The 22,682-nt window shown below is 45.6% G+C and carries 19 protein-coding genes; 8 read left to right on the forward strand and 11 right to left on the reverse strand.

Annotated elements, in window-relative coordinates; all coding sequences use genetic code 11:
- Positions 1-107 precede the first annotated feature (107 nt).
- The 10 genes from ACVBDY_RS00085 to ACVBDY_RS00130 form a co-directional block, all read right to left on the reverse strand.
- A complete protein-coding gene (locus ACVBDY_RS00085) occupies positions 108-1,022 on the reverse strand; it encodes a metallophosphoesterase family protein (RefSeq protein ID WP_447173447.1) in 915 nt (304 codons plus the stop codon).
- Positions 1,023-1,367: 345 nt separating this feature from the next.
- A complete protein-coding gene (locus tag ACVBDY_RS00090; RefSeq protein ID WP_447173448.1) occupies positions 1,368-1,997 on the reverse strand; it encodes a carbonic anhydrase in 630 nt (209 codons plus the stop codon).
- A 12-nt stretch (positions 1,998-2,009) separates the two neighbouring features.
- Positions 2,010-3,014 (reverse strand): bestrophin family protein, encoded by a 1,005-nt coding sequence (locus ACVBDY_RS00095; protein ID WP_447173449.1) that lies wholly within the window; start codon positions 3,012-3,014, stop codon positions 2,010-2,012.
- 15 nt (positions 3,015-3,029) lie between these two features.
- Positions 3,030-3,707, reverse strand: coding sequence for a potassium channel family protein (locus ACVBDY_RS00100; RefSeq protein ID WP_447173450.1), 678 nt, complete (start codon positions 3,705-3,707; stop codon positions 3,030-3,032).
- A gap of 5 nt (positions 3,708-3,712) precedes the next feature.
- Positions 3,713-4,225, reverse strand: a complete 513-nt coding sequence (locus tag ACVBDY_RS00105; protein ID WP_447173451.1) for a class I SAM-dependent methyltransferase — start codon at positions 4,223-4,225, stop codon at positions 3,713-3,715.
- 24 nt (positions 4,226-4,249) lie between these two features.
- Positions 4,250-4,573 (reverse strand): nuclear transport factor 2-like protein, encoded by a 324-nt coding sequence (locus ACVBDY_RS00110; RefSeq protein ID WP_447173452.1) that lies wholly within the window; start codon positions 4,571-4,573, stop codon positions 4,250-4,252.
- A 52-nt stretch (positions 4,574-4,625) separates the two neighbouring features.
- On the reverse strand, positions 4,626-4,997 hold the full coding sequence (locus ACVBDY_RS00115; RefSeq protein ID WP_447173453.1) for a DoxX family protein: 372 nt from the start codon (positions 4,995-4,997) through the stop codon (positions 4,626-4,628).
- 122 nt (positions 4,998-5,119) lie between these two features.
- A complete protein-coding gene (locus ACVBDY_RS00120; protein ID WP_447173454.1) occupies positions 5,120-5,875 on the reverse strand; it encodes an SDR family oxidoreductase in 756 nt (251 codons plus the stop codon).
- 98 nt (positions 5,876-5,973) lie between these two features.
- Positions 5,974-6,531: a TetR/AcrR family transcriptional regulator gene (locus ACVBDY_RS00125; protein ID WP_447173455.1), complete on the reverse strand. Its 558-nt coding sequence runs from the start codon at positions 6,529-6,531 to the stop codon at positions 5,974-5,976.
- A gap of 147 nt (positions 6,532-6,678) precedes the next feature.
- Positions 6,679-7,143 (reverse strand): Lrp/AsnC family transcriptional regulator, encoded by a 465-nt coding sequence (locus ACVBDY_RS00130; RefSeq protein ID WP_447173456.1) that lies wholly within the window; start codon positions 7,141-7,143, stop codon positions 6,679-6,681.
- 366 nt (positions 7,144-7,509) lie between these two features.
- On the opposite strand from ACVBDY_RS00130, the gene eat reads away from it, so the two are divergent.
- The 8 genes from eat to ACVBDY_RS00170 all read left to right on the forward strand — a co-directional run bounded on the left by eat (position 7,510) and on the right by ACVBDY_RS00170 (position 21,213).
- A complete protein-coding gene (gene eat, locus ACVBDY_RS00135) occupies positions 7,510-8,835 on the forward strand; it encodes an ethanolamine permease (RefSeq protein ID WP_447173457.1) in 1,326 nt (441 codons plus the stop codon).
- Positions 8,832-10,187, forward strand: coding sequence for a glutamine synthetase family protein (locus ACVBDY_RS00140; RefSeq protein ID WP_447173458.1), 1,356 nt, complete (start codon positions 8,832-8,834; stop codon positions 10,185-10,187). The genes eat and ACVBDY_RS00140 overlap by 4 nt, the downstream gene beginning before the upstream one ends.
- A gap of 6 nt (positions 10,188-10,193) precedes the next feature.
- Complete coding sequence (locus ACVBDY_RS00145) at positions 10,194-11,345, forward strand: iron-containing alcohol dehydrogenase (RefSeq protein WP_447173459.1); 1,152 nt, start codon at positions 10,194-10,196, stop codon at positions 11,343-11,345.
- 3 nt (positions 11,346-11,348) lie between these two features.
- The gene (locus ACVBDY_RS00150) at positions 11,349-12,089 is read left to right on the forward strand and encodes a gamma-glutamyl-gamma-aminobutyrate hydrolase family protein (protein WP_447173460.1); all 741 of its coding nucleotides are present in this window, start codon (positions 11,349-11,351) and stop codon (positions 12,087-12,089) included.
- Positions 12,090-12,091: 2 nt separating this feature from the next.
- Positions 12,092-13,462, forward strand: coding sequence for an aldehyde dehydrogenase family protein (locus ACVBDY_RS00155; RefSeq protein WP_447173461.1), 1,371 nt, complete (start codon positions 12,092-12,094; stop codon positions 13,460-13,462).
- A 428-nt stretch (positions 13,463-13,890) separates the two neighbouring features.
- Complete coding sequence (locus tag ACVBDY_RS00160) at positions 13,891-17,025, forward strand: SusC/RagA family TonB-linked outer membrane protein (RefSeq protein ID WP_447173462.1); 3,135 nt, start codon at positions 13,891-13,893, stop codon at positions 17,023-17,025.
- 4 nt (positions 17,026-17,029) lie between these two features.
- A complete protein-coding gene (locus tag ACVBDY_RS00165; RefSeq protein WP_447173463.1) occupies positions 17,030-18,583 on the forward strand; it encodes a SusD/RagB family nutrient-binding outer membrane lipoprotein in 1,554 nt (517 codons plus the stop codon).
- A gap of 83 nt (positions 18,584-18,666) precedes the next feature.
- Positions 18,667-21,213 (forward strand): phosphocholine-specific phospholipase C, encoded by a 2,547-nt coding sequence (locus tag ACVBDY_RS00170; RefSeq protein WP_447173464.1) that lies wholly within the window; start codon positions 18,667-18,669, stop codon positions 21,211-21,213.
- Between the two features lie 119 nt (positions 21,214-21,332).
- Here the strand turns inward: ACVBDY_RS00170 and ACVBDY_RS00175 are convergent, their stop codons facing one another.
- Positions 21,333-22,607 carry a UDP-N-acetylmuramoyl-tripeptide--D-alanyl-D-alanine ligase gene (locus ACVBDY_RS00175; protein WP_447173465.1) on the reverse strand — a complete coding sequence of 425 codons (1,275 nt, stop codon included), beginning with the start codon at positions 22,605-22,607 and terminating at the stop codon, positions 21,333-21,335.
- Between the last annotated feature and the right edge of the window lie 75 nt (positions 22,608-22,682).

A 22,682-nucleotide genomic window follows, 5' to 3' on the forward strand; every position in this document is an offset into this window, starting at 1 on the left:
CTGAATAACTCAATTACTCGGTAACCTAATAACTCGACTATTTTTTTATTGAAAAACCACAACTAATTGATCTTTAACTAAAACAAAAATCTGACCCTTAATTAGCGTTAATAACTGTGCGGAATATAAGTATTGGTAAATGTTCCGTCGGCATAGAGTTCCAGGATAGCATATCCCGGGGGAGTTTCCTGGCAATAGCCCTGCGCTGCGGAGCTTTTATCCCCTTTTTCCCACCAGAACCCGCTCATGGCACCGTTGCAGAAATAGGAAACCCCGTTATAGGTAACACTGTCCAGCAGGTGCTGATGTCCGCTGAGACATATTTTTACCTTGTCCCTGTGTTTGTAAAACAAGGCTTTGAGTTCGGCATAATCAGCATGCATACCGCCTTCCCAATATGGGGTTACGCCCAGGATAGGGTAGTGCGACATAATGAGAACGGGCGTGTTTTCCTTTAGTTGCTCCAGTTCTTTTTCTAACCATTGGAATTGTTCTTCGTCCAGGGATACGGATGTATTATTTCCGTCGAGTACAATAAAATGCCATCCCTTTTCGGAAAAACTGTAGAACCGGCCGGGAATATCCAGGCATTTTACCACGTGATCCTTACCGTACATGGCATCCTTCTTATCCGGTGCAGCCCACCATATATCATGATTACCAATACAACTGTATATACGTTCCCCTTCGATTTCCTCTAGACAAGTTTTCCATATATCCCATTGTTCATTTACCCTTTCACGGGTAATGTGATCGTAATCGGCAGCATAAATGGAGTCCCCGCCATTGAGAAAAAAATCTACACCGAGCTTGCGGACTTCCTTTAAGCATTGCCTGAAGCGCTGCGGAGCGTCTTCTTCCGGACGGATATGGACATCGGTAATATGTGCGATTTTTAATATGGGACCTTCCTTTTTCATCGTGTTTTTTGTCCCGGGGGCTGCAAGCAATGGTGTGGCAAAAAGGGAAGAGATACCGGCAGTACCTGCGGATATAATTTCTATAAAGTTTCTTCGTTTCATATTTTAAAGGAACCGGTAAAAGATGAAAATTTAAAAGATCAGGGCGGGAACGCACAAAATATTCCCACACCTGATCTCTACTCAACACACATATTTTTATTCGGAAGGAGAATTCCCTCCCTGGCCATTTTTGGATTCAAATCATGTGTTCGTGCACATTAATTGTAGCGAATATACTAAAATTTAGTATATAACAAAATTATATTTTTGGAACGGAATACAACTTTCGTATGTGCATCCGGCTTAAATAGGTTTGGAATTAGTGTGTTACGGATATTTTAAAGAAAAATTCATCGGGAAGGATAGTTAAGGTTTTGTCTCCCCTTCCCGATGCTATTATCAGATTTATTTCTCCAGGTTGTATATTTCCATAATATCTTTTAGAAGGTTGTCGAAATCGATCTTAAGGTCTATGAGTTTTCCGCTGTGGATATCAAAGACCCAACCGTGAACTTTAAGGCCGCGTTCTTTATAGGCTTTCTGTATTGCAGCGGTTTTGATGAGGTTGATACACTGTTCCTGTACATTCAACTCTACAAGACGGTTGTACCTGTCGGTCTCGTTCGTAATAGTGTTGAGTTCTCTTTTGTGCAGGCGGTACACATCTCTGATATTCCGTAGCCACGGATTCAGTATGCCTAAGTCTTCGGATTGCATGGCAGCTTTTACACCTCCGCAGAAGTAATGGCCACATACAACCACATGATTCACTTTTAAATGGTTGACGGCATAATTGATCACGGACATTACATTGAGGTCTATACTGATTACCATGTTGGCAATGTTACGATGTACGAATACTTCTCCCGGTTGGGCCCCCATCAGTTCTTCGGCCGTAACCCTGCTGTCGGAGCATCCTATGTACAGGATTTCGGGACTTTGTCCTTTGGATAGTTTCTCAAAATAACCGGCATCGGTTTCCAGTTTTTTTGCGATCCACTTTTTGTTGTTTTCAAAAACTTTGGTTAATTCCATTTGCGCGACGAATTACATTAATATATTATTTACCGGCTCTATGGCAGGTGGCAATTCCGTTTCATCCAGCATATCCCTCAGGTCGATCTCAATGGTACGGCTCAGGGCAGCCATAGGGATATCGTTAGCGCTGCCTTCGAAAGGGTTTTCCGTACTTTCTCCTACCTGTTCAAGGGAGGTGAATACCCAGCCCACTACGATACTGAAGGGAATGGTAAGCCAAACCCAGTGCTCACCCAGTTTGTCAAATTCATTAAGCATACCAAAAGGTAGCATCCACACCAGCAAACGTATGAAAAATAAATTGATACTGGCAAATTGCCGGGGGTAAGGGAAATTCTTGATACGTTCGCCCTGGCCCTGGAAGACGTAAAAATCATTCAGTACGTTTTCCATTTCCACAAGACACAATGTGTCCAGTTGCCCGTTCCGGTTGAGCTCCCTGAGATGACGGGATTGAAGGGCTATAAGTTGTGTGGCCCGGTTCTTTTTGCCCAATACGTACTGCCGGTCGTTTTCGGAAAGATAGGGTCTAAGCTCTTGCTCAAGGTCGGTTTCCCATTCGGGGACGGAGTATTTTTTCCGATATTCGCTGTTGTATTTTTTGGTATGGATATTTTCCCAGCCCTTTGGAATACGAAGCTGAAAACGCAACGCGGTCAACCAGGCTATATGACGGTAAATAAGGACTCGTTGGGTTTCTTTTTCTGTTTCGGGATCATTGTTTCGGGTATAATCTTTTACCATAATTCCCCAGGTACGGCTGCTGTTTACGATGCCTCCCCATATTTTCCGGGCCTCCCACATGCGGTCGTAGGTGGCATTGTTCCTGAAGCCTGCAATAAAAGCTGCGGCCGTACCTATCAGGGCCACGGGGACCCATGGAACTCCCAGCCATTTCCACCCGACTATTTCGTAGAGAAAGGTAGGGATAAAGGCAATGGCAAATAACAGCAGGACAGAGTGACGTGTCCAGAGTAAAAATTCTTTGAGTCGGTAATGGCTTCCGGTATGCATAGTATTCGGGTTTGGTTATTTACTGTTTTGTATAGAAGTGTACTTGCTTATCATAATACCGATGAGAACTACGGTATAAAACTGGCCTGCCAATCCCAGCATGGCAGTGGTCAGCTTGGAAAAGTGATTGTTAGGAGTGATGTCCCCGTATCCTATGGTGGTCAGGGTAATATTGCAAAAATAGACCAGGTCCAGGTAAATGGTAATAAAGTTATCCGTATCTATCCCGGTAAATGAATCCGGGACGGAGTAGTAGACCAGCTGCATGGTAAAGATGCCGATCTCAATAAGAAGCAGGTAGCCACAGGCTGAAGCGGAAACAATATCCAGGCTTATGTTTCCGGGTTTAACCAGGTAGCGTAAAATTTCCATAAAAATAATGATATAAAATGCTATGTGGGTTGCACTTACCACCTGCATAAACCAGGCATCGGGTTCCAGGAAGGACGAGGCTGCCGGGATGGCGACGACAAGGACAAAAAGAATATTCCGGATGGCCCGCCAGGTACGGTTCTTACAGGAAAAGACACCAATACTGAAAATTCCGAGCAATATCATATTCAACGGCCATATCACATGTGCGTAAAATTCGAGATTGGTAAAGAAGACGCCGATATACAGGTGTAGCAATAAAGCTATGAGTAAAAACTCGTACTTTTTCTTTGTGAGGATATTCCAATAGTTTTTTTTCATAGGCTTCAAGGTGCTATAAGGGCGGCATAGAGCATATCGTTCCCGTAAAGAGAGGCCTTTTCCCCGATCTTTTCTACGGAAGTGTAGCCCAGGGAACGGAACAGTTGCCCGAGCCGGGCAAAACTTACCGGGTAGGGAACCCATGCAGATACCGGAACGGTTTTGTCATATTCTATGATAATGAACCTAGCGCCCGGTTTCAGATAAGGGTGTAAACTTCTTAGAAAAACGGACTGGTCCTTGACATAATGCAGGGAATTGGCCATCAGTATACCGTCCAGTTCTTCCAGGGGAAGAGTGTCTTTAAGAAAGTCGGCCTGTATAAACCTTACCTTCCCGGTATCCGGGCGAAAAGACTTGGTTTTATCTACGGCAAAAACGGTACTGCCGTTTGGCAGGTAATAGGACAGGGCTATGGAAAACAGCCCGGTTCCACAACCCAGGTCTGCCCAGTTTCCGGATGATGTCAGCTTGTTTCCGGCAGGTTCTATAAGTGCAATAGCCTCTTTAGTTTTCACAATACCATAAAAATACGGCAAATTTTAATAATCGGCCTGCCCGATATCCAGTCGGTATATTTTTCCGTCGTCATTCACGGAGAATTTAAAATATGTTTTGAAGTCACCCCATTGATCGGAATGAAACCGGCCGTAGATATCTTTTCCGTTATTCTCCACTTTGTCAACAGAGGTAAAGCGTTCATGACCTATAGCGCTTTTATTAAATGCCTTAAGATCCCTGAGGTTACCGTCATCGTATAACTCGGCATCGGCAGTGAACAAAGACGACCAGGTTTCTCTGTCTCCCTTTTGCAGTGCGTCAAAGGCATTCTTAACGGTTTTATGGGTGAGTTGACTTGTGTCCATAGTTTATATCATTTTAATGTTGTGTATTAATGCGTTTCGATCGTTCGATAATTCAGGTATTGGGAATGTTTTTAAAAGGTAAAGGATATTTGAGATATATGATAATGAGATGGAGAAGCAGGAACGGGAGTTCGATGGCCACTCCTTTTAAGTCACCATCCCTGAGGTGGAAACCTATAATGAGAAGTATAGTGGATGCCATGAGAACATTGCCGTATACAAAGGTTTTGGAGAACAAAATCATCAGCGCACTGCATATGGTCAACAGCCCCAGCATTTTCAGCCCTGTCGGGGAAAAGTTCCACTTACCGAACATTTCGGTCATTTTCGGGGATACCGAAAGCATGGCCCATCCCTGTTTAAGTCCCATGAATACCGCTATGGCAATCAAAGCAGAATTTATGATTTTAGTTACGGTAACCATACATTTGATTTTTAGGCGGCAATTTTCGTTGTGTTCTTATAGTTACTAAGTACGGATATACCTGAAGGCCCGGGTAAAGAAACAAGGTGAAGCGAATGTCCACCTTGTTTTTGGGAGTAGGATTATCGTGTAGTATATCCCCCGTTGGCAAAAATGGTTTGCCCGGTAATCCACCAACCATCCGTGGCCAGGAATTTTACTATGGGTACAATGTCTTCGATGACCGTAAGAAAGCTGTTCATGGCCTGAGATTTATGGAACTCCACCCGTTCCGGTGTTTCCTGTCCGTAAAAGAAGGGCGTATCCATAGGGCCGGGGCCAATGGCGGTAACGGAAATACCTTTTGTGCCGAATTCTTTGGCGGCAGCCCGGGTAAAATGTTCTACGGGGGCTTTACCTCCCGCATAAGTAGAATATCCATCGGTGAAAGCCGCGAGTAGTGAGGTGACTATGGTAATGATCTTCCCGTCTTTTTCCAGGTTCTTTCCGGCTTCCTTGATAAAAAAGTAAGCGGCTTTGGAGTTGATGCCGAACATAGAATCGTATTCTTCTTCCGTCGTTTCCGCAATAGGCTTCCGCAATACCATACCAACGGTGTTAACCGCTATATCCACGCGTCCGAATTCCTCTTTGGCAACACGAAAGAGTTCTGCGACATTATCCGGTTTGGTCAGGTCTGCCTGGAAAAGTACGGCTTTTCGTCCCAATGCTTCCACTTCCTTTTTTGTTTCTTCAGCAGCCTGTTGGCTGGCGTCGCTGTTATAATGGATGAGTATATCCGATCCCTCTTTGGCAAAAGAAGTACTGATGAGTCCGCCGAGGTTTTTGGCACCACCGGCCACTACGGTTACTTTGTCTTTTAGCGCAATTTTAGCCATTGTTATCGTGTTTTAAATTAGACATATGACCAAAATTATGAGGTTCAGACTGAATATTCGTTCAGTATTTGTTAAAAAAAAGTTAATGAGGAGGTCTCCTACTTTTTAACCGAGTCCCACGCCATTTGCAGGAACTGTGCCCTGAGCTTATGATCTACCGTGATCCGGAGTTCGGAAGCACACTTCAGCCAATAACACACGGAACCGAAAACAAAGTAGGTGAGGTGCCCGGGCTGAAGGTCTTTGAAAAGCCCTTGTTCCAGTCCCCGGGCATACATTTCGTCAAAAGGATGGAACCGGGACATGGCCTTTTGCTGTGTCTTTTTTTCAATGACAGGCGAAAAGGCGTACTGACTTATAAAATTAAACTTCAGGGGGTTTTGCAGAAAGTATTCGATCATGCGCCCGTATACATCCCGGAAGGTTTTTTCAACCCCATTGTTTTTGTCGTAATTAACAAAGATCACCGCAGCTTCTTCTGTTTTGATCTTTACATAAATACCATTGACAATATCTTCCTTATTCCTGAAGCGCTTGTACACACTGCCCATGCCGACTTCCGCCCTGTCTGCTATCTGCGACATGGGCGTATGCTGTAATCCCTGGCTTATAATGAGGCCCAAAGCGGCATCGAGTATTTTTTCTCTTTTTTCCATGGTGAAAGGATTGCGGACAGATTTCGGGCGAGGGACAAAAGTATTTATTTTTTAGTCAACCGGGAAAAGCCGCAACGAGTTCTGTGCAAAAGAGACTAAGGGACCGTTGAATATGACGGTAATGGAGGTTCGGGAGATCATGACATTTCAGGCAAAAAGGGGAAAGCTCGTTGTATTGATGACTTCGTTCATCACAAAATGGCTTTCCATATGCCGGACATTCTTGATGGAAGCGAGTTTTTTAAAATTGAATTCGTGAAAATGATCGATGTCCTTGGCGTATACCTTTAGCAGAAAATCATATGCCCCCGTAATGTGAAGACATTCCACGACCTCGGGGAATTTTTTTACTCCGTTCATAAACGTGAGCGCCCCTTCTTCCGAATGCTTTTCTATATTCACAAATACCAGGGCCATGACATTAAGCCCTAATTTCTTCCGATCGAGTATAAAGACCTTCTTTTTGAGTAACGCCATGAAATTCAGCTTTTTGATCCTTTCGTATACCGGGGTTACCGTAAGTCCCGTTGCTGCCGCAAGTTCTTTATTACTTATGTTGGCATCTTCCTGTAAAAGAGATAGGATCTTTAAGTCTTTATCGTCTAGTTTCATGTTCTAGTAATTTTATTCTGAATATGAAGTGTTAAGCTGAAATATTTAGTGTTTTATTATGGATGTTATTAAAGAGAATAGATTTATATTCCAAAAATAACAAAAATTATAATATTTGTTATTGTATAATTGTGTTTTTTGGTAGATTTACACGGAATCAATAGGTTTTTAATAATTTTTATCCGGAAAACAAAATGTATTCCTCCGGCAATTTGTTACCTTAACGGGTATCTTAAGAAATATAGGAGAGGTCTTTCTTCGGCAGCTATAATAGCGTATCGGGAACTATGCACAGAAGAGCCTAAAAGTCCGGCCTCCGTAAGTTTTACACGACAACTAACCGGAAACGGTAAACAATAATCAACCATGAGTGAAGTTCAGCTAAATAAGGCTCTGACCCCCCTTATGTTGTGGGGACTCGGAGTAGGATATGTGATTTCTGGGATGTATTTCGGATGGAACCTGGGATTGGAAAAAGGAGGGACTTATGGTCTGGCCATAGCCACTTTTTTCATCATTATCATGTATTTTACCTTTACTTTTAGCTATACCGAAATGGCCTGTGCCATTCCCAAGGCCGGCGGGGCTTTCGAATATGCTAACCGGGGTTTGGGAAAACATCTGGGTTTTGTGGCCGGGATTGCCCAGAATATCGAATTTGTATTTGCGCCTCCTGCCATTGCAGCGGCGATAGGCGCTTACCTGAACCTGTTATATCCTTCTGTCAATCTTATGGTATTTGCCATAGGCGCTTACATTATATTTACAGGGATCAATATCCTCGGAGTGAAGTTTGCAGCTTCTTTTGAACTGGTGATTACTATATTGGCCATAGCGGAGTTGCTGATCTTTGCCGGGGTTGCACTTCCCGAATTTGATTCCGCGAATTTAAGCATTAACCCCATGCCGGATGGTTTTGCCGGAATATTTGCGGCCATTCCTTTTGCTATCTGGTTTTTTCTCGCTATCGAAGGGGTGGCCAATGTAGCCGAGGAAACCATTAATCCGCAACGGAATGTGCTTCTGGGCTTTGGTTCTGCCATCGTTACACTTGTATTGTTGTGTGTGTTAACGTTCGTCTCGGCCGTAGGTGTGGCGGGTTGGGAGGCCATCGTGTATCCGCAGGGGAGTACCGTGGCGTCAGATTCGCCCCTGCCGCTGGCATTGTCCAGAATTATTGCAGAAGGACATATTTTATACAAGTTGCTCATAGGTATAGGCCTTTTAGGGCTTGTCGCTTCCTTTCACGGCATTATCCTGGCCGGGGGCAGAGCTACTTTTGAATTCGGAAGGGTAGGTTATGCACCCCGGATATTGGGTAAAGTACATCCTAAATTCCGGACTCCGGCAAATGCATTGATAGCAAATACATTGGTAGGTATTGTGGCCCTGATTACCGGAAAAACGGGCGATATCATAACAATAGCCTGTTTCGGAGCCCTTGGTCTGTATATCGTGTCCATGATCTCCTTTTTCGCACTGCGGCGCAAAGAGCCCGGTATGGAGCGACCGTTCCGGGTGCCGTTATATCCCTTGTTTCCGGCGACCGCATTGGTTATAGCAGTTATTGCCATGATAGCCATGTCCTATAATTACCCGGGACTGGCTTTGATCTTCTTAGGTATCGTAGGGTTGTCCTATGTGTACTTTTTAGTATTCCTGAATAAAAAAATGAGTTATTCCGCATTATGAACAAACAAGAGATAATTGCCAGATTAAAAGAAAGTAAACACACCAGGATAAAGATTGCCGTTACCGACATAGATGGTGTTTTGCGGGGAAAGTTTATGCATAGAGATAAATTTCTCTCTGCCCTGGAGAATGGATTCGGATTTTGTTCGGTGGTTTTCGGATGGGATGTTAATGACAGCGCTTACGACAATACCAAAGCGGTAGGCTGGCATATGGGATATGGGGATTTTGACGCAAGTATAGATATAAACACCTATAGGGAAGTGCCGTGGGAAGGAAATATTCCTTTTTTTCTGGGAGATTTTAGCCAGGAAGGCCCCGGAGGTATTCTTTGTCCCAGGAATCTCCTCAAAAAAGTAATGACCGAGGCCGAAAGCCTGGGATACAAACCGATGTATTCGCAGGAGTTCGAATGGTTCAATTACAGGGAAACTACAGACGCCCTTCATGAAAAGGATTTTAAGTACCCGCAGGCTATGATGCCCGGGATGTTCGGTTATTCTGTTTTGAAGATGTCGGAGAACAGCAGCTTTTTTCATGATCTCTTCGATCAGCTCGAAGATTTCCGGGTGCCTCTCGAAGGGCTTCATACCGAAACGGGCCCCGGTGTTACCGAAGCTGCCATTTTATATAGTGATATCCTGGAAGCGGCAGACAGGGCTACACTGTTTAAAGCAGCAACCAAAGAAATAGCCTGCCGGCACGGTATTACGGCAAGTTTTATGGCCAAACAATCCAGGGAGCTACCGGGGTGTGGCGGACATGTACACCAGAGCTTATGGGATGCGGATAAAAAGAAAAACCTGTTTTTCGATGCTTCTGATACCGGCAATATGAGTGCTCTTATGAAGAGTTTCCTCGCGGGTCAGTTATACTGCCTTCCGGATATATTGCCCCTTTTCGCGCCTACGATAAACAGTTACAAGCGGCTTGTAGAAGGCGCCTGGGCGCCCACCACCATTACCTGGGGCCGGGATAACCGGACCGTTGCGTTGCGCGCCCTGACCGCTTCCGAAAAGTCGGCCCGGATAGAGCACAGGGTGGTGGGGTCCGATGTTAATCCTTATCTCGCCATGGCCGGATGCCTGGCCAGCGGGTTGTACGGAATAAAAAAAGGATTGAAGCTTGAAATTCCCGACACCAAAGACAATGGTTATGAAAACAAGGATAACGGGATCCTCCCGGCAAACCTGTATGAAGCGACATTGCGTATGAAAAACTCCGGCCTGGCCAATGAATTGTTCGGACAGGAATTTATAGCTCATTTTGCCAGTACGCGCGAATGGGAATGGCGGCAATTTTCAGCCGAGGTTACCGACTGGGAGACCAAGCGATATTTTGAGATTATTTGATATAAGATGATAGATATAAATAAAGTATACGGATTTAATTTTCCTGCCCCCATCCGGTTCGGAGCCGGGGTAGTAAGTGAATTGGGCACATATTTAAAAGAAAACGGTCTTGAAAAACCGCTATTGGTTACGGACCCAGTGGTGTCTGAACTGGATTTTTTCAGGAAGATCGTAAAGGACCTTGAACAAACGGGTCTGAGTGTTGAGGTGTTTAATGAGATGCACAAGAACCCGGTGAAATCGGATGTGCTCAAAGGAGGTGATGTATATGAGCAGACCGGCAGGGACAGTGTTGTGGGAATAGGCGGTGGAGTAGCTCTCGATGTTGCCCGTGCCATTGTATTACGGGTGAATCACCGCCGGGACCTTTTCGACTATGACGATCTGATCGGCGGGGATAAATATGTCACCGGTGAAGTACCTCATTTCGTAACCGTACCTACTACTGCCGGAACCGGGAGTGAAGTTGGCAGGAGCGCCATTATATCCGAAGACGAAACCAAAAAGAAACGGATATTGTTCAGTCCGAAACTGATGGCAAGAATCGTATTTGCCGATCCGCTGCTGACTATGGAATTACCACCTTTTATTACGGCGGCAACGGGTATGGATGCCCTGACACACAATCTTGAAGCTTATCTCGCCAAAGGATTTCACCCGATGTGCGACGGTATAGCCCTGGAAGGTATGGGGCTTATAGCCCGATCGCTGGAAAAGGCCACGAAAAATCCCGATGTGGAATCCCGGGCCAAAATGCTGCTGGCATCCCTGATGGGGGCCGTAGCCTTTCAGAAGGGGCTTGGAGTTGTACACAGTCTTGCTCATCCCCTTTCCGGTTTACTGGATACACATCATGGTCTGGCCAATGCCGTAAACCTGCCCTACGGTATGCGGTTTAACTATGAAAAGTCCGAGGATAGGTTCGATACGATGGCTTATGCTTTGGGCCTCGGAGCAGGGCAAGGCAGTAAAGTTGTGGCATATCTTTTTGAATTGAATGATAAACTCGACTTGCCTTCCAGGCTTTCCGGTATCGGAGTGGAAGAAAAACATATCGAAGAATTGTCCGACCTGGCCATTGCCGACTTTTGCCATCCGAATAATCCGAAACGGGTGACCCGGGAAGATTTTAATAATCTGTATAAAGAAGCATTGTAAAAGATGAAAAAGATAGGGATCACCTCCTGTTTTATGTACCCTGACAGGCAGCGGAATGTCTTCGGACCCAAGTCCTTGGGTTATCTGGAAAGCGACATGGCCCGCTTTGTTACCCGTAAGGGAATATTACCTGTTTTGCTTCCGGATGTTGATGTCGTTCTTATGGACGATATTCTGGCGGAAATGGATGGTTTTGTCTTCCAGGGCGGCACAGACCTTGCCCCGGAGACTTACGGAGAAACTCCCATAGGACGATGGAAAGGAGATGCCTACCGGGACAGGTACGAACTGTATATTCTGGATTTTGCCGTGAAGAACGATAAACCCGTCCTGGCCATTTGCCGGGGGATGCAACTGATGAATGTATATTTCGGCGGGACCTTGTACCAGGATATCGCTACCCAGACCACAGGGAAAGAAGAACATCGCTCGGCAGAACTGTACGATACCATAAAGCACCCGGTAAATTTTGTGCCCGGCAGCTACCTGGACAGGCTGTATAAAGACGAATCCCGGCCTTATGTAAATACGGTACATCACCAGGCCGTTAAAGAACCGGGAAAAAACCTGGAAGTTTATGCCACATCCCCCGACGGGTTAATAGAAGCTTTCGGCTATACCGAAGCCCCGGAAGGCAAGGTCATGGGAGTGCAGTGGCATCCTGAATTCACGCATACACTCCGGGAAGAATTAATACATGAAGATATCCTCTATAACGCATTTCTAGAACACGTAAAATATTAGCCATGAATATACTTAACCCTGCTACGGGAGAATTGATTGCCGATTGGAAAGAAGATACCCCGGAAATTCTTTCCGGTAAATTTGAAGCATTAAAAGCGGGACAAAAAAGATGGTCTGCACGCCCGGTAGAAGAACGCCTGGAATGCATAAAAAAATTCGGGAGCCTGGTACAGGAAAATAAAGAAGAACTCGCAGTGGTGCTCACCGCTGAAACCGGTAAACCCATACAACAATCAAGGAATGAGATCGCAGGGGCTCATAACCGGATAGAGCACTTATCGGCGTATGCCCTCCGGGCCCTGGCAGATGAGGTTATGATAGATACGGGCAGTACACACGAAAAAATCCGTTACGAACCCCTGGGAGTGATAGCCAATATATCCGCATGGAATTTTCCGTATAATGTGGGTTATAATGTGTTTTTATACGCGCTTACGGCGGGCAATGCGGTGATGTATAAACCGTCGGAATACGCCATGATGACCGGTAAACAATTTGAGAAATACCTGCATCTTGCCGGCGTTCCGGAAGATGTCTTTCAATGTGTGACAGGAGGCGGGGCGTTGGGACAATCGATGCTGGAAATGAATTTTGACGGCTACTTTTTTACCGGATCGTACCGGACAGGCCGGCATCTAGCCGAAACGGTCGCACATAAGCTGGTACCGGTGCAACTGGAATTGGGAGGAAAAGACCCGTTGTATGTTGCAGACGATGTACCCGACATCAAGCAGGCGGCAATAAATGCTGCGGAAGGTGCTTTTTACAATAACGGGCAGAGTTGTTGTGCCGTGGAACGCCTCTACGTATCGGAACGTATTTACGACCAATTTGTAGAAGCGCTGGTTGAGGAAGTGCGTTCCTATACTATCGGGGAGCCGATGTCTCCCGATACTTTTGTGGGCCCTGTTACGCGAAAAGCCCAGCTGGAAGTGCTGCGCAAACAGGTAGAGGACGCGGTACATAAAGGGGCCATACTAAAAACCGGAGGATTGCCCATGGAACGAAAAGGATATTATTTTGAGCCGACAGTGCTGGTCAACTGTGATCACCGGATGGATGTGATGAAAGAGGAGTCTTTCGGACCCGTTATAGGAGTGCAGAAGGTAAGTTCGGATGAAGAAGCTATAGCGCTGATGCAGGACACGGCTTACGGACTTACCGCCGCAGTTTTTTCTTCCGACGAGCAACGGGCCGGGACTATTCTGAACGCAATGGATGCCGGTACGGTTTACTGGAATTGTTGTGACCGGGTAAGTCCGTATGTGCCGTGGTCGGGACGAAGAAATTCGGGAGTAGGAGCCACCTTGTCGGTACAGGGCATCCGGGCATTTACGCAACCTAAAGCATACCATTGGAGAGCTCCTTTGTAAAAATAACATTAAGCGGGTGTTAAGATTAAAATTGAAAATACAGATGAGATAGTGTGTTCATGTTAATTGACTTTTAGAGGATTTGCATGGAAAAACGGTCGCAATAAAAACAGTGGGATAAGCCGGGTGTAAATGTAACCGTAACTTTTTTATTACTTTAAGAAAACCGGGAGAGCAACTATTATCAGCACCTTTGCGGGGATAATTTGAGACATATTTAAACTTGTGATTTAATACTGATTTTTCATAAATGTTATCGATAACACTTATGACAGGACCTCTATTGCCTGATTCTTTTGGCTTGTGTACGGCGCTGTGTTATGTGTTTTTTAGGTCTGACGGATAACCCGAAGAACATTTTCCGGTGTCTGCATAAAAAGAAGCAGGAGAGAATAAATTAATGCTAATTAACTAAAACCAGATTAACAATGAAAAACAAAATTAAACGAGAGAATCCGCTTTGGGTAAAAGCAGGGTTTTTACTGGTCTCGTTACTGCATGTTGCAGCGTTGTTTGCCGTGGAAGGTGACCACAACAGCAGGCAAAAGCAGGCGAGCCAGGGTATTCAGGTAAGCGGACAGGTAACATCTGCCGGTGACGGTTTTCCCCTGCCGGGCGTGTCTGTCTTCGTAAAAAACGGACCACAGGGAACCATAACCGATATGGACGGGAATTACGAACTGGTAGTTCCGGATGCAGAGAGTGTATTGGTGTTCAGCTACATCGGATTTCAAAGAAAAGAAGAAACAGTGGGTACACGCACCACTATAAGCGTAGCCATGGAAGAAGATGTGCAGGCGCTGGAGAATGTGGTGGTTACGGCACTCGGTATAAAAAGGGAGGAAAAGAAACTGGGATATGCCGTGCAACGTGTTGGCGGTGATGCGGTGCAGGAAGTAAAAGGGGTGGATGTAGCCACTTCACTGACCGGTAAGGTGGCAGGACTTCGTATACAAAACAGTACGGAGTTTAACCAGGCGCCGCAGATACGATTACGCGGGGCAGGTGACGATCCGTTACTTGTAGTAGACGGTGTTCCTTATAAGAATATGACCCTGCAGCAAATAGCCCCGGATGATATAGAAAGCATGGATGTCCTTAAAGGGGCTACGGCATCTGCGCTTTACGGGATACGCGGAGGCGGAGGAGCCATTATTATCACTACCAAAAGCGGAGGAAACGGTATTTCTGTAAACAGTAACAATATGATCTTTGCCGGTTACCTGGCTTTGCCCAAGGTACAACACTCTTACAGCGCCGGTATCGGGGGAGAGTACAATGCTGTGGATTACGTCTGGGGAAATAAACTGGATGCAGGGATTATGGAAGAACAGTGGAATCCCGAAACCAAACAGATGGAAGTAATGGAATTGACTTCACGGGGAAAAGATAACTTTAAGAATTTTCTCGAACCCGGGTTTATAGCCAATAACAACATAAGTTTTGCCCGTTCCGGAGATCTGGGGTTTATACGGACATCCCTTACACACGTGTACAATAAAGGACAATACCCCAACCTGCGCCTTAACAGGTTAAATGCCAATGTTTCCGGGAAACTAAAACTCGGAGATGATTTTGAACTGCAAAGTAACCTGGGATATAACCGCAGTACCGCACCGCAAACTACAGGAGCGGGATACGGAGACCAGGGGTATATCTATCAATTATTGATGTGGACGGGACCGGAATACGATGTCACCAAATTCCGGGATTACTGGGTAGTGCCTAATCAGCAACAAAACTGGCATTACAAAGCCTGGTATGACAACCCTTACCTGATTGCCTATGAAAAACTGAACGGGCAGGAAAACAATATGATAAACGGTAACTTAACGTCCACTTATAAACCTTTTGAAGGTGCCAAAATTACGGCCCGTGTAGGATATGATTTCTATTCCAATACCAATAGGAGGAGAAACCCTCCCGGGATCAACTCTACCCGGGGATGGCATGCCAACGGGATGTACAGTGTAGATCAGTCTAAAGGATACAGCCTGAATACGGATTTACTGTTCAGTTATGAGAAAAAGGATGTCTGGACCGATTTTGATGTAGATTTGACAGCAGGGGCCTCCATGTTTAAGTGGGAAAACGAATACCTGGGCAGTTCCACCCGGAACGGATTGGTAGTTCCCGGGATATACTCGCTGGATAACTCCAAGGAAAGGCCGGATGTATATTCCTCCAGGGCCAGCAAACAGGTAAACAGCTTGTTGGCACTGGCTTCGTTTTCGTGGAAGGATGCTGTTTTTGTAGATGTTACCGGGCGTAATGACTGGAGTTCCTCGCTCCCGGCTTCCACCCGGTCGTTTTTCTATCCCTCGGTAGCGGGAAGCGTGCTGATCAATGAGCTGGCTACTTTACCCGATTGGATGGACTTCTGGAAAGTAAGGGGGTCCTGGACACAGTCCAAAGCAGATCTCGATGTATATGATACCAATATCAATTACAGTTTGAATATCGGAACCTGGGGAGATTATAACAGCGCTGGCTATACCCGGAATATCCGGAAGGATGATGATATTTCTCCCGAAGTAAAAAGGACCTGGGAAATAGGGACGGCCGCTTATTTTTTAAAGAATCGCCTGAATTTTGATGTGGCGTATTACAACGTTTACAATTACGACCGGCAGATCTATGCGAATATAGCAGAATCTTCCGGTTTTTCCGGGATACTCGTAAATACCCAAGAAACTTTTCTGAGAAAAGGTCTGGAAATTACCCTGAATGCCGGGATCATCAAAAAAGAAGATTTTACCTGGGATATGAGTATAAACTGGTCAAAAACACATCTGTACTATAAAGACCTGGACCCGGATTACTCGGCAAACAATCTATGGACAAAATCGGGAGGAAGAGTAGATGCTTATACAGGAAATGCCTGGTTGCGCGATCCGGATGGCAATGTTATTCACAATACCGGGGGACTTCCGGTACAAAGTGATTACGGTTCGGTATTCGGATATACAGACCCGGATTTTTTCTGGGGTTTTACCAATTCACTCACCTGGAAGGATTTTGATTTTCACCTGAGCTTTGACGGACGTGTGGGGGGAACTTTGGATAACCGGACTTCCTATAAAATGTGGGATACCGGGGCACACCCGGACAGCGATAATCAATGGAGGTATGACGAAGTAGTTAACGGCAATACCTCGTATGTGGGTAATGGTGTGAAAGTGGTATCCGGCGCTGTGACCTACGACCAGTACGGCCGAATTGCAGAAGATACGCGTACCTATGCCCCGAACGATACGGAGGTGTCTTACGAAACCTATGCCAGGCGTTACGGAGACGGAACCCTCGGTGCTACCGATGCCACCTTCTTTAAACTGCGCGAAATAGCCATAGGGTACACGCTCCCGAAGTCTGTAAGTGAGCGCTGGGGAATGAGCAGGGCAAGAGTTTCCCTGACAGCGCAGAATGTATTTCTGTGGACCAAAGATTTCCGCTTTGCCGATCCGGACTTTAATAATGACAGCGAACTTTCTTCCCCTTCACAACGGTTTGTAGGGTTGAACATTAACCTGCATATAGCAAATCCAGATAAATCTAAAAAATAAACAGATGAAAAGTATATATACAAAAGCAGTTATAGGAAGTGCTTTATTACTTCTTCTCCATACGGCGTGTACGGGTGATTTTGATGAAATAAATACCGACCCGGACGGAATTACTGCCGGAAGCCCGGAAACCCTGGCTTCACAGGTAATCCTGAATATTACCAGAGAAGATATTGCCGATAATTTTATGGGGCAGCATATGTACAGCAAGTACATCCTGTGGAGCGAATTTCCCAGGAACGAACAATACAACAGGTTCAACCGTTCGGACTTTGAGAAGATGAACAGGCTGGTTGACGCAGATAAAATGGTAGCATATGCCGAATCCACCGAAGGTCTGGATGAGGGGATCGTAAATTCGTACCGGGCATTGCGGCATTTTGTCCGGGCCGTTAATTTTTTCAATATAACCATTGAGGTTGGCGATATCCCGTACAGCGATGCGCTTAAAGGGGAGAGCGAAAATAATCTCAGGCCTGTATACGATGCACAGAAGGCAGTTTTTGTGGGAATTCTGGACGAATTGGACAAAGCGGATGCACTTTTTGCGGAAGGAGCGGATTTTGACGGGGATATGATCTACGAAGGTAATACCGGACAATGGCGAAAAGCAGTAAATGCCTTCGAACTGAAAGTGCTGTTGTATTTACATAAGAAAACAGGAGACAGCGACCTGAGTGTAAAGGAACGTTTTGCGGAAATAGTGAACAACCGTCCGATGATGCAGGGAAACGAGGATAATTTCGAATTGAAGTACGTAAACGCAGCCAACCAGATGTATCCTTTTCACAAGTTGGGCAACCAGTCCGTTATATATCCTATGGTGTCCGGTGTTATTATCGATAAATTAAAGGAATTCGAAGACTTTCGCCTGTTCTACTATGCCGCTCCTTCACCCGTAGCGATAGAAGGAGGCGCCGATGTTTCGGATTATGATGCTTATAAAGGGACAGATCCTTCCATGCCGTATGCGGATATGCAATCTATTCATGCTACCGAAGACTATTCGGATATCAATGACAGGTATAAGGAGATACCGGAAGGAGAACCGGTATTTATAATGAGTTATGCACAAGTACAGTTTATGCTTGCCGAAGGGAATATTCGCGGATGGATTTCCGGGAATGCGGAAAGTTTTTACAGGGAAGGTATCCGGGCGGCAATGTCTTTTGTAGCGGAGAACACTCCCGACAAGGAAGAATTTAATCATGGCCGGTTGATGGATGCCAATTATATCGATAACTACTACGATAATACCCCGGCAGTACAGTTTGCTGCAACCTTCGAAGAGCAGTTGGAGCAGATCATTACCCAGAAATATATTTGTACATTTATGCAGGCTCCGAGGGAAGGTTTTTATGAAAATCGCAGAACCGGGTACCCGGAATTTCCGCTCAATCCGGCTACGAATGAAAATGTTCCTTCCGACAGGTTGCCGGTACGATGGCTGTATCCGCAGAATGAACTTGATTATAACAGTTCTAATCTCAACGAAGCGGTAGACCGCCAGTATAACGGCAATGATAATGTCAATGAACTGATGTGGATATTGAAATAGTAAAAAAGGAAAGTCCCGGGTTGGTGTGAGTCGTCGTATGAGCATTCCGAATCCCGGGACTTTTCCAATCCAAAATAATAGTAATGGATACCAGAAGAGATTTTTTGAAAAAGACAGCTTTGCTCACCGGGAGTATGGGGGTTACTATGGCATTCCCCCCGTCAATCCAAAGAGCACTGGCCATTAACCCTGATGAAGGAACTTCTTTTGAGGACGCGGAGCACGTAGTGATGCTTATGCAGGAAAACCGTTCTTTCGATCATTGTTTCGGAACATTGAAGGGGGTAAGGGGGTATAATGACCCCAGGGCGATTACACTACCCGATAAAAACCCGGTATGGTTGCAAAGTAATGACAAAGGACAAACATATGCGCCCTTTCGCCTGAATATGCGGGAGACCAAAGCGACCTGGATGGGAGATCTTCCCCATTCCTGGGAAAATCAGGTGGATGCGCGTAACGACGGAAAGTACGACAAATGGCTTACAGCAAAACAAACCGGGAGGAAAGCGTATCAAGACATCCCTTTTACTCTGGGGTATTACAACCGGGAAGATATTCCTTTCTATTATGCTTTTGCAGATGCATTTACCGTTTTCGACCAGCATTTTTGTTCTTCTTTGACAGGAACTACAACCAATCGCCTGTTCTTCTGGAGCGGTACCCATAAAGCTTCCCCGGGTGCAAGTCCTAACGTCCGCAATTCCGAAGTGTATTACAACCGGGAAGCAAACTGGAAAACTTTCCCGGAACGGTTGGAGGAAAACGGTATATCCTGGAGGGTCTATCAGAATGAGATAAGTCTGCAAACCGAACTGGAGGGAGAGGACGAATCCCTCCTGGCTAATTTTACGGATAACAACCTGGAATGGTTTTCGCAGTTTAATGTCCGGTACTGTGAAGGACATCAAAAGTTTTTGAAGAAAAGGCTCGACGAACTGCCGGGTGAAATATCGGAATTGGAGAAAACCGTAAAGAAACAGCCGAAATCGCAGGTACAGAAGCTCAGGAATAAACTGGAGCAGAAAAAGAAGCAGTTCGAAAAGATCCGGGAAGAATTGCAGATATGGAATCCCGATAATTTTGAAAAACTTTCGGATTATGAAAAAAACCTGCACAAAAAAGCTTTTACCACCAACATAAACGATCCGCATTATCACCGGACAGAAACCATTGCCTGGTCGGATAACGGGGAAGAGCGCACCATTAAAGTGCCTAAAGGAGATATATTGCACCAGTTCCGTGAAGATGTAAATCACGGCGAATTGCCTGCTGTTTCCTGGCTTGTGGCCCCCCAGAAATTTTCGGACCACCCCAGTGCTCCGTGGTACGGGGCCTGGTACGTATCGGAAGTGCTGGACATTCTTACCAAGAACCCCGAGGTATGGAAAAAAACCGTGTTTATCCTCACCTATGATGAGAATGACGGTTATTTTGACCATGTACCTCCATTCGTAGCGCCAAACCCGAAACACAAAAAAGCGTATTCCGAAGGATTAAATACCTCACAGGAATATGTTACTATGGAAGAAGAGCTCGGGAAAGAAGGGATGGACCCCAAAAATGCCAGGGAAAGTCCGGTAGGGCTGGGGTACAGGGTGCCGATGGTTGTGGCCTCGCCCTGGACGCGTGGCGGATGGGTGAATTCCGAAGTCTGTGATATAACTTCCACGCTTACGTTTATGGAAACATGGTTGCACAAAAAAACAGGGAAGAAGATCGAAGAAAGTAATATCAGTTCTTGGCGACGAACAATTTGCAGCGATCTTACTTCCGCATTCCGTCCCTACGATCCTTCCGCATTTCGATATGACGATTTTGTAGATCGCAATCAGTTGATGGAGGAGGTATACAATGCTTCGTTTAAAGCAACACCTTCCAATTTTGCACCCCTGTCTGCGGCTCAGATAAGACAGGCAGGAGCGGAGATCGATGCCCCTTTTATGCCCGGACAGGAAAAAGGCACCAAAGAGTCCTGTGCATTACCTTATGAGCTTTATGTAGATGGTACACTGGCAAAGGATAAAAAGTCTTTTAAGATATCTTTCCATGCGGCCGATATGGTCTTTGGAAATACGGCTGCCGGAGCCCCTTTCCACGTATATGCCCCGGGGAAGTATATGCAGGAAAATGCCGAAGGAAGCCGATCAATGGAGATCGTTAAAGCCTGGCCTTTTGCCGTGACTCCGGGAGACACGATAGGGGATACCTGGCCGCTGGACCATTTTGAAAATGAAAATTATCACCTGAGGGTCTATGGTCCCAACGGCTTCTACAGGGAATTTTCGGGAGACAGTAGCGATCCGGAGGTAGAGCTCCTTTGCGGCTATGAAAAAAAGGGCAGGTTCCTGAAAAAGATTTCCGGTAATGTCGAGTTGGAAGTGATAAACGGATCCGGTAAGGATATCCGTATTACCGTTACGGACCAGGCATATAAAAACCCGGAGATCAGGCAACGTATTAAAAAGGACAGTTCGGAAAAGATCATCATACCTGCGGTAAAAAGTTACGGATGGTATGACTTTACCGTAGCCATAGGAGGTGATACAATGTTTGTGCGCAGATATGCGGGAAGAGTGGAAACAGGTAAACACTCCCGGACAGACCCTTTTATGGGCAGGGAGATTTAGGGCCTGTTAACACTACCTAAAAGCACCTTTGAGTGTGTAGTGTTAACAACCCCTGGTTTCTTTGTCATGGATCATGGGCATTCCGGAAAGGTTACAGGAAACCGGGATTTATCCCTGTCTTATAATAAATCCAGTACCCTTTCCAGGGCCATTCCCCTCGATCCTTTGATGAGTAAGGTTTTTCCGGGAAGCCCGTTTTCCGGGATATAGGATTGAAGCGCTTCGAAATCCCGGAATTGGAGGTGTACGGATGTTGTCCTGAAAAAGTTTTCACCCACGAGTATCACGCTTCCCCCGGGTAATCCGGATACCAGGTCTGCTATATGCTGATGCTCTGTCGCCGCTTCGTTGCCAAGTTCGAACATATCCCCGAGGATGAGCACTTTATCCGGGTAGGGGAGTGCCGTGAAATTCTCAATGGCCAGTTGCATACTGCTGGGGTTGGCATTATAAGCGTCCAGTATGATTTTGCGCCCGTTCTTTTCGACGATCTGTGAGCGGTTATTAGAAGGAATATATGCTTCAATAGCGATTTTGATATCTTCGGCGGGAATCTCAAAGTATGTTCCTATGGTGACCGCCGCTGCAATATTATTAAAGTTATAACGCCCGATGAGTCCCGAGTGTATGTCCCGATCGTTAAGCTTAAGACTTACAAAAGGAGCGGCTCCGGTAAATTCTATCAGTACTTCCGAAGTTCCTTTGGAATTATACCCGAACGTATGCGGGTAAGCCTTTAGTTTTTCCGATTGGATCGGGTCTTCGGCATTGTAGAAAATGAGTTTTTCCTTTTGTGCAAGGTATTGGTATAGTTCACTCTTGCCCTGTATTACACCCTCAATTCCCCCGAAGCCTTCCAGGTGCGCTTTGCCGAAATTGGTAATATAGCCGTAATCGGGATCGGCGATGGAACAGAGAAACGCTATTTCCCCGATGTGATTGGCACCCATTTCAACGATCCCTATTTGAGTATCTTTGTTCATGGATAAAAGCGTAAGGGGTACGCCTATATGATTGTTGAGGTTGCCTTTGGTGGCTACGGTACGGAATTTTTTGGAGAGTACCGAATGTATGAGTTCCTTGGTGGTGGTTTTCCCGTTACTTCCCGTAAGTGCCACTATGGGGAGGGCCAGTTGTTTTCTGTGGAAACCGGCCAGTTGCTGAAGTGCTTTTAAAACATCATCAACAAGAATCGTTTTCCTGCCGGTATGGTAATTACCTTCGTCTATAACAGCAAATGAAGCCCCTTTCTCCAGGGCCTGGGCGGCAAAAGTATTGCCGTTAAAATGATCTCCCTTAAGGGCGAAAAAAAGATCTCCTTTTTCAATATTCCGGGTATCGGTACAAACCTTGTTGCACGATTGGTATACCTGGTAGAGTGCTTCCGTGTTCATGTGGTAAAAATAGCAAAAAGCCCCGACCTGTTTACAGTGCCCGGGGCTTTGATATTATTTTTTTCTAAGGTATTA

The sequence above is a fragment of the Sinomicrobium halophytocola genome (assembly GCF_052983395.1).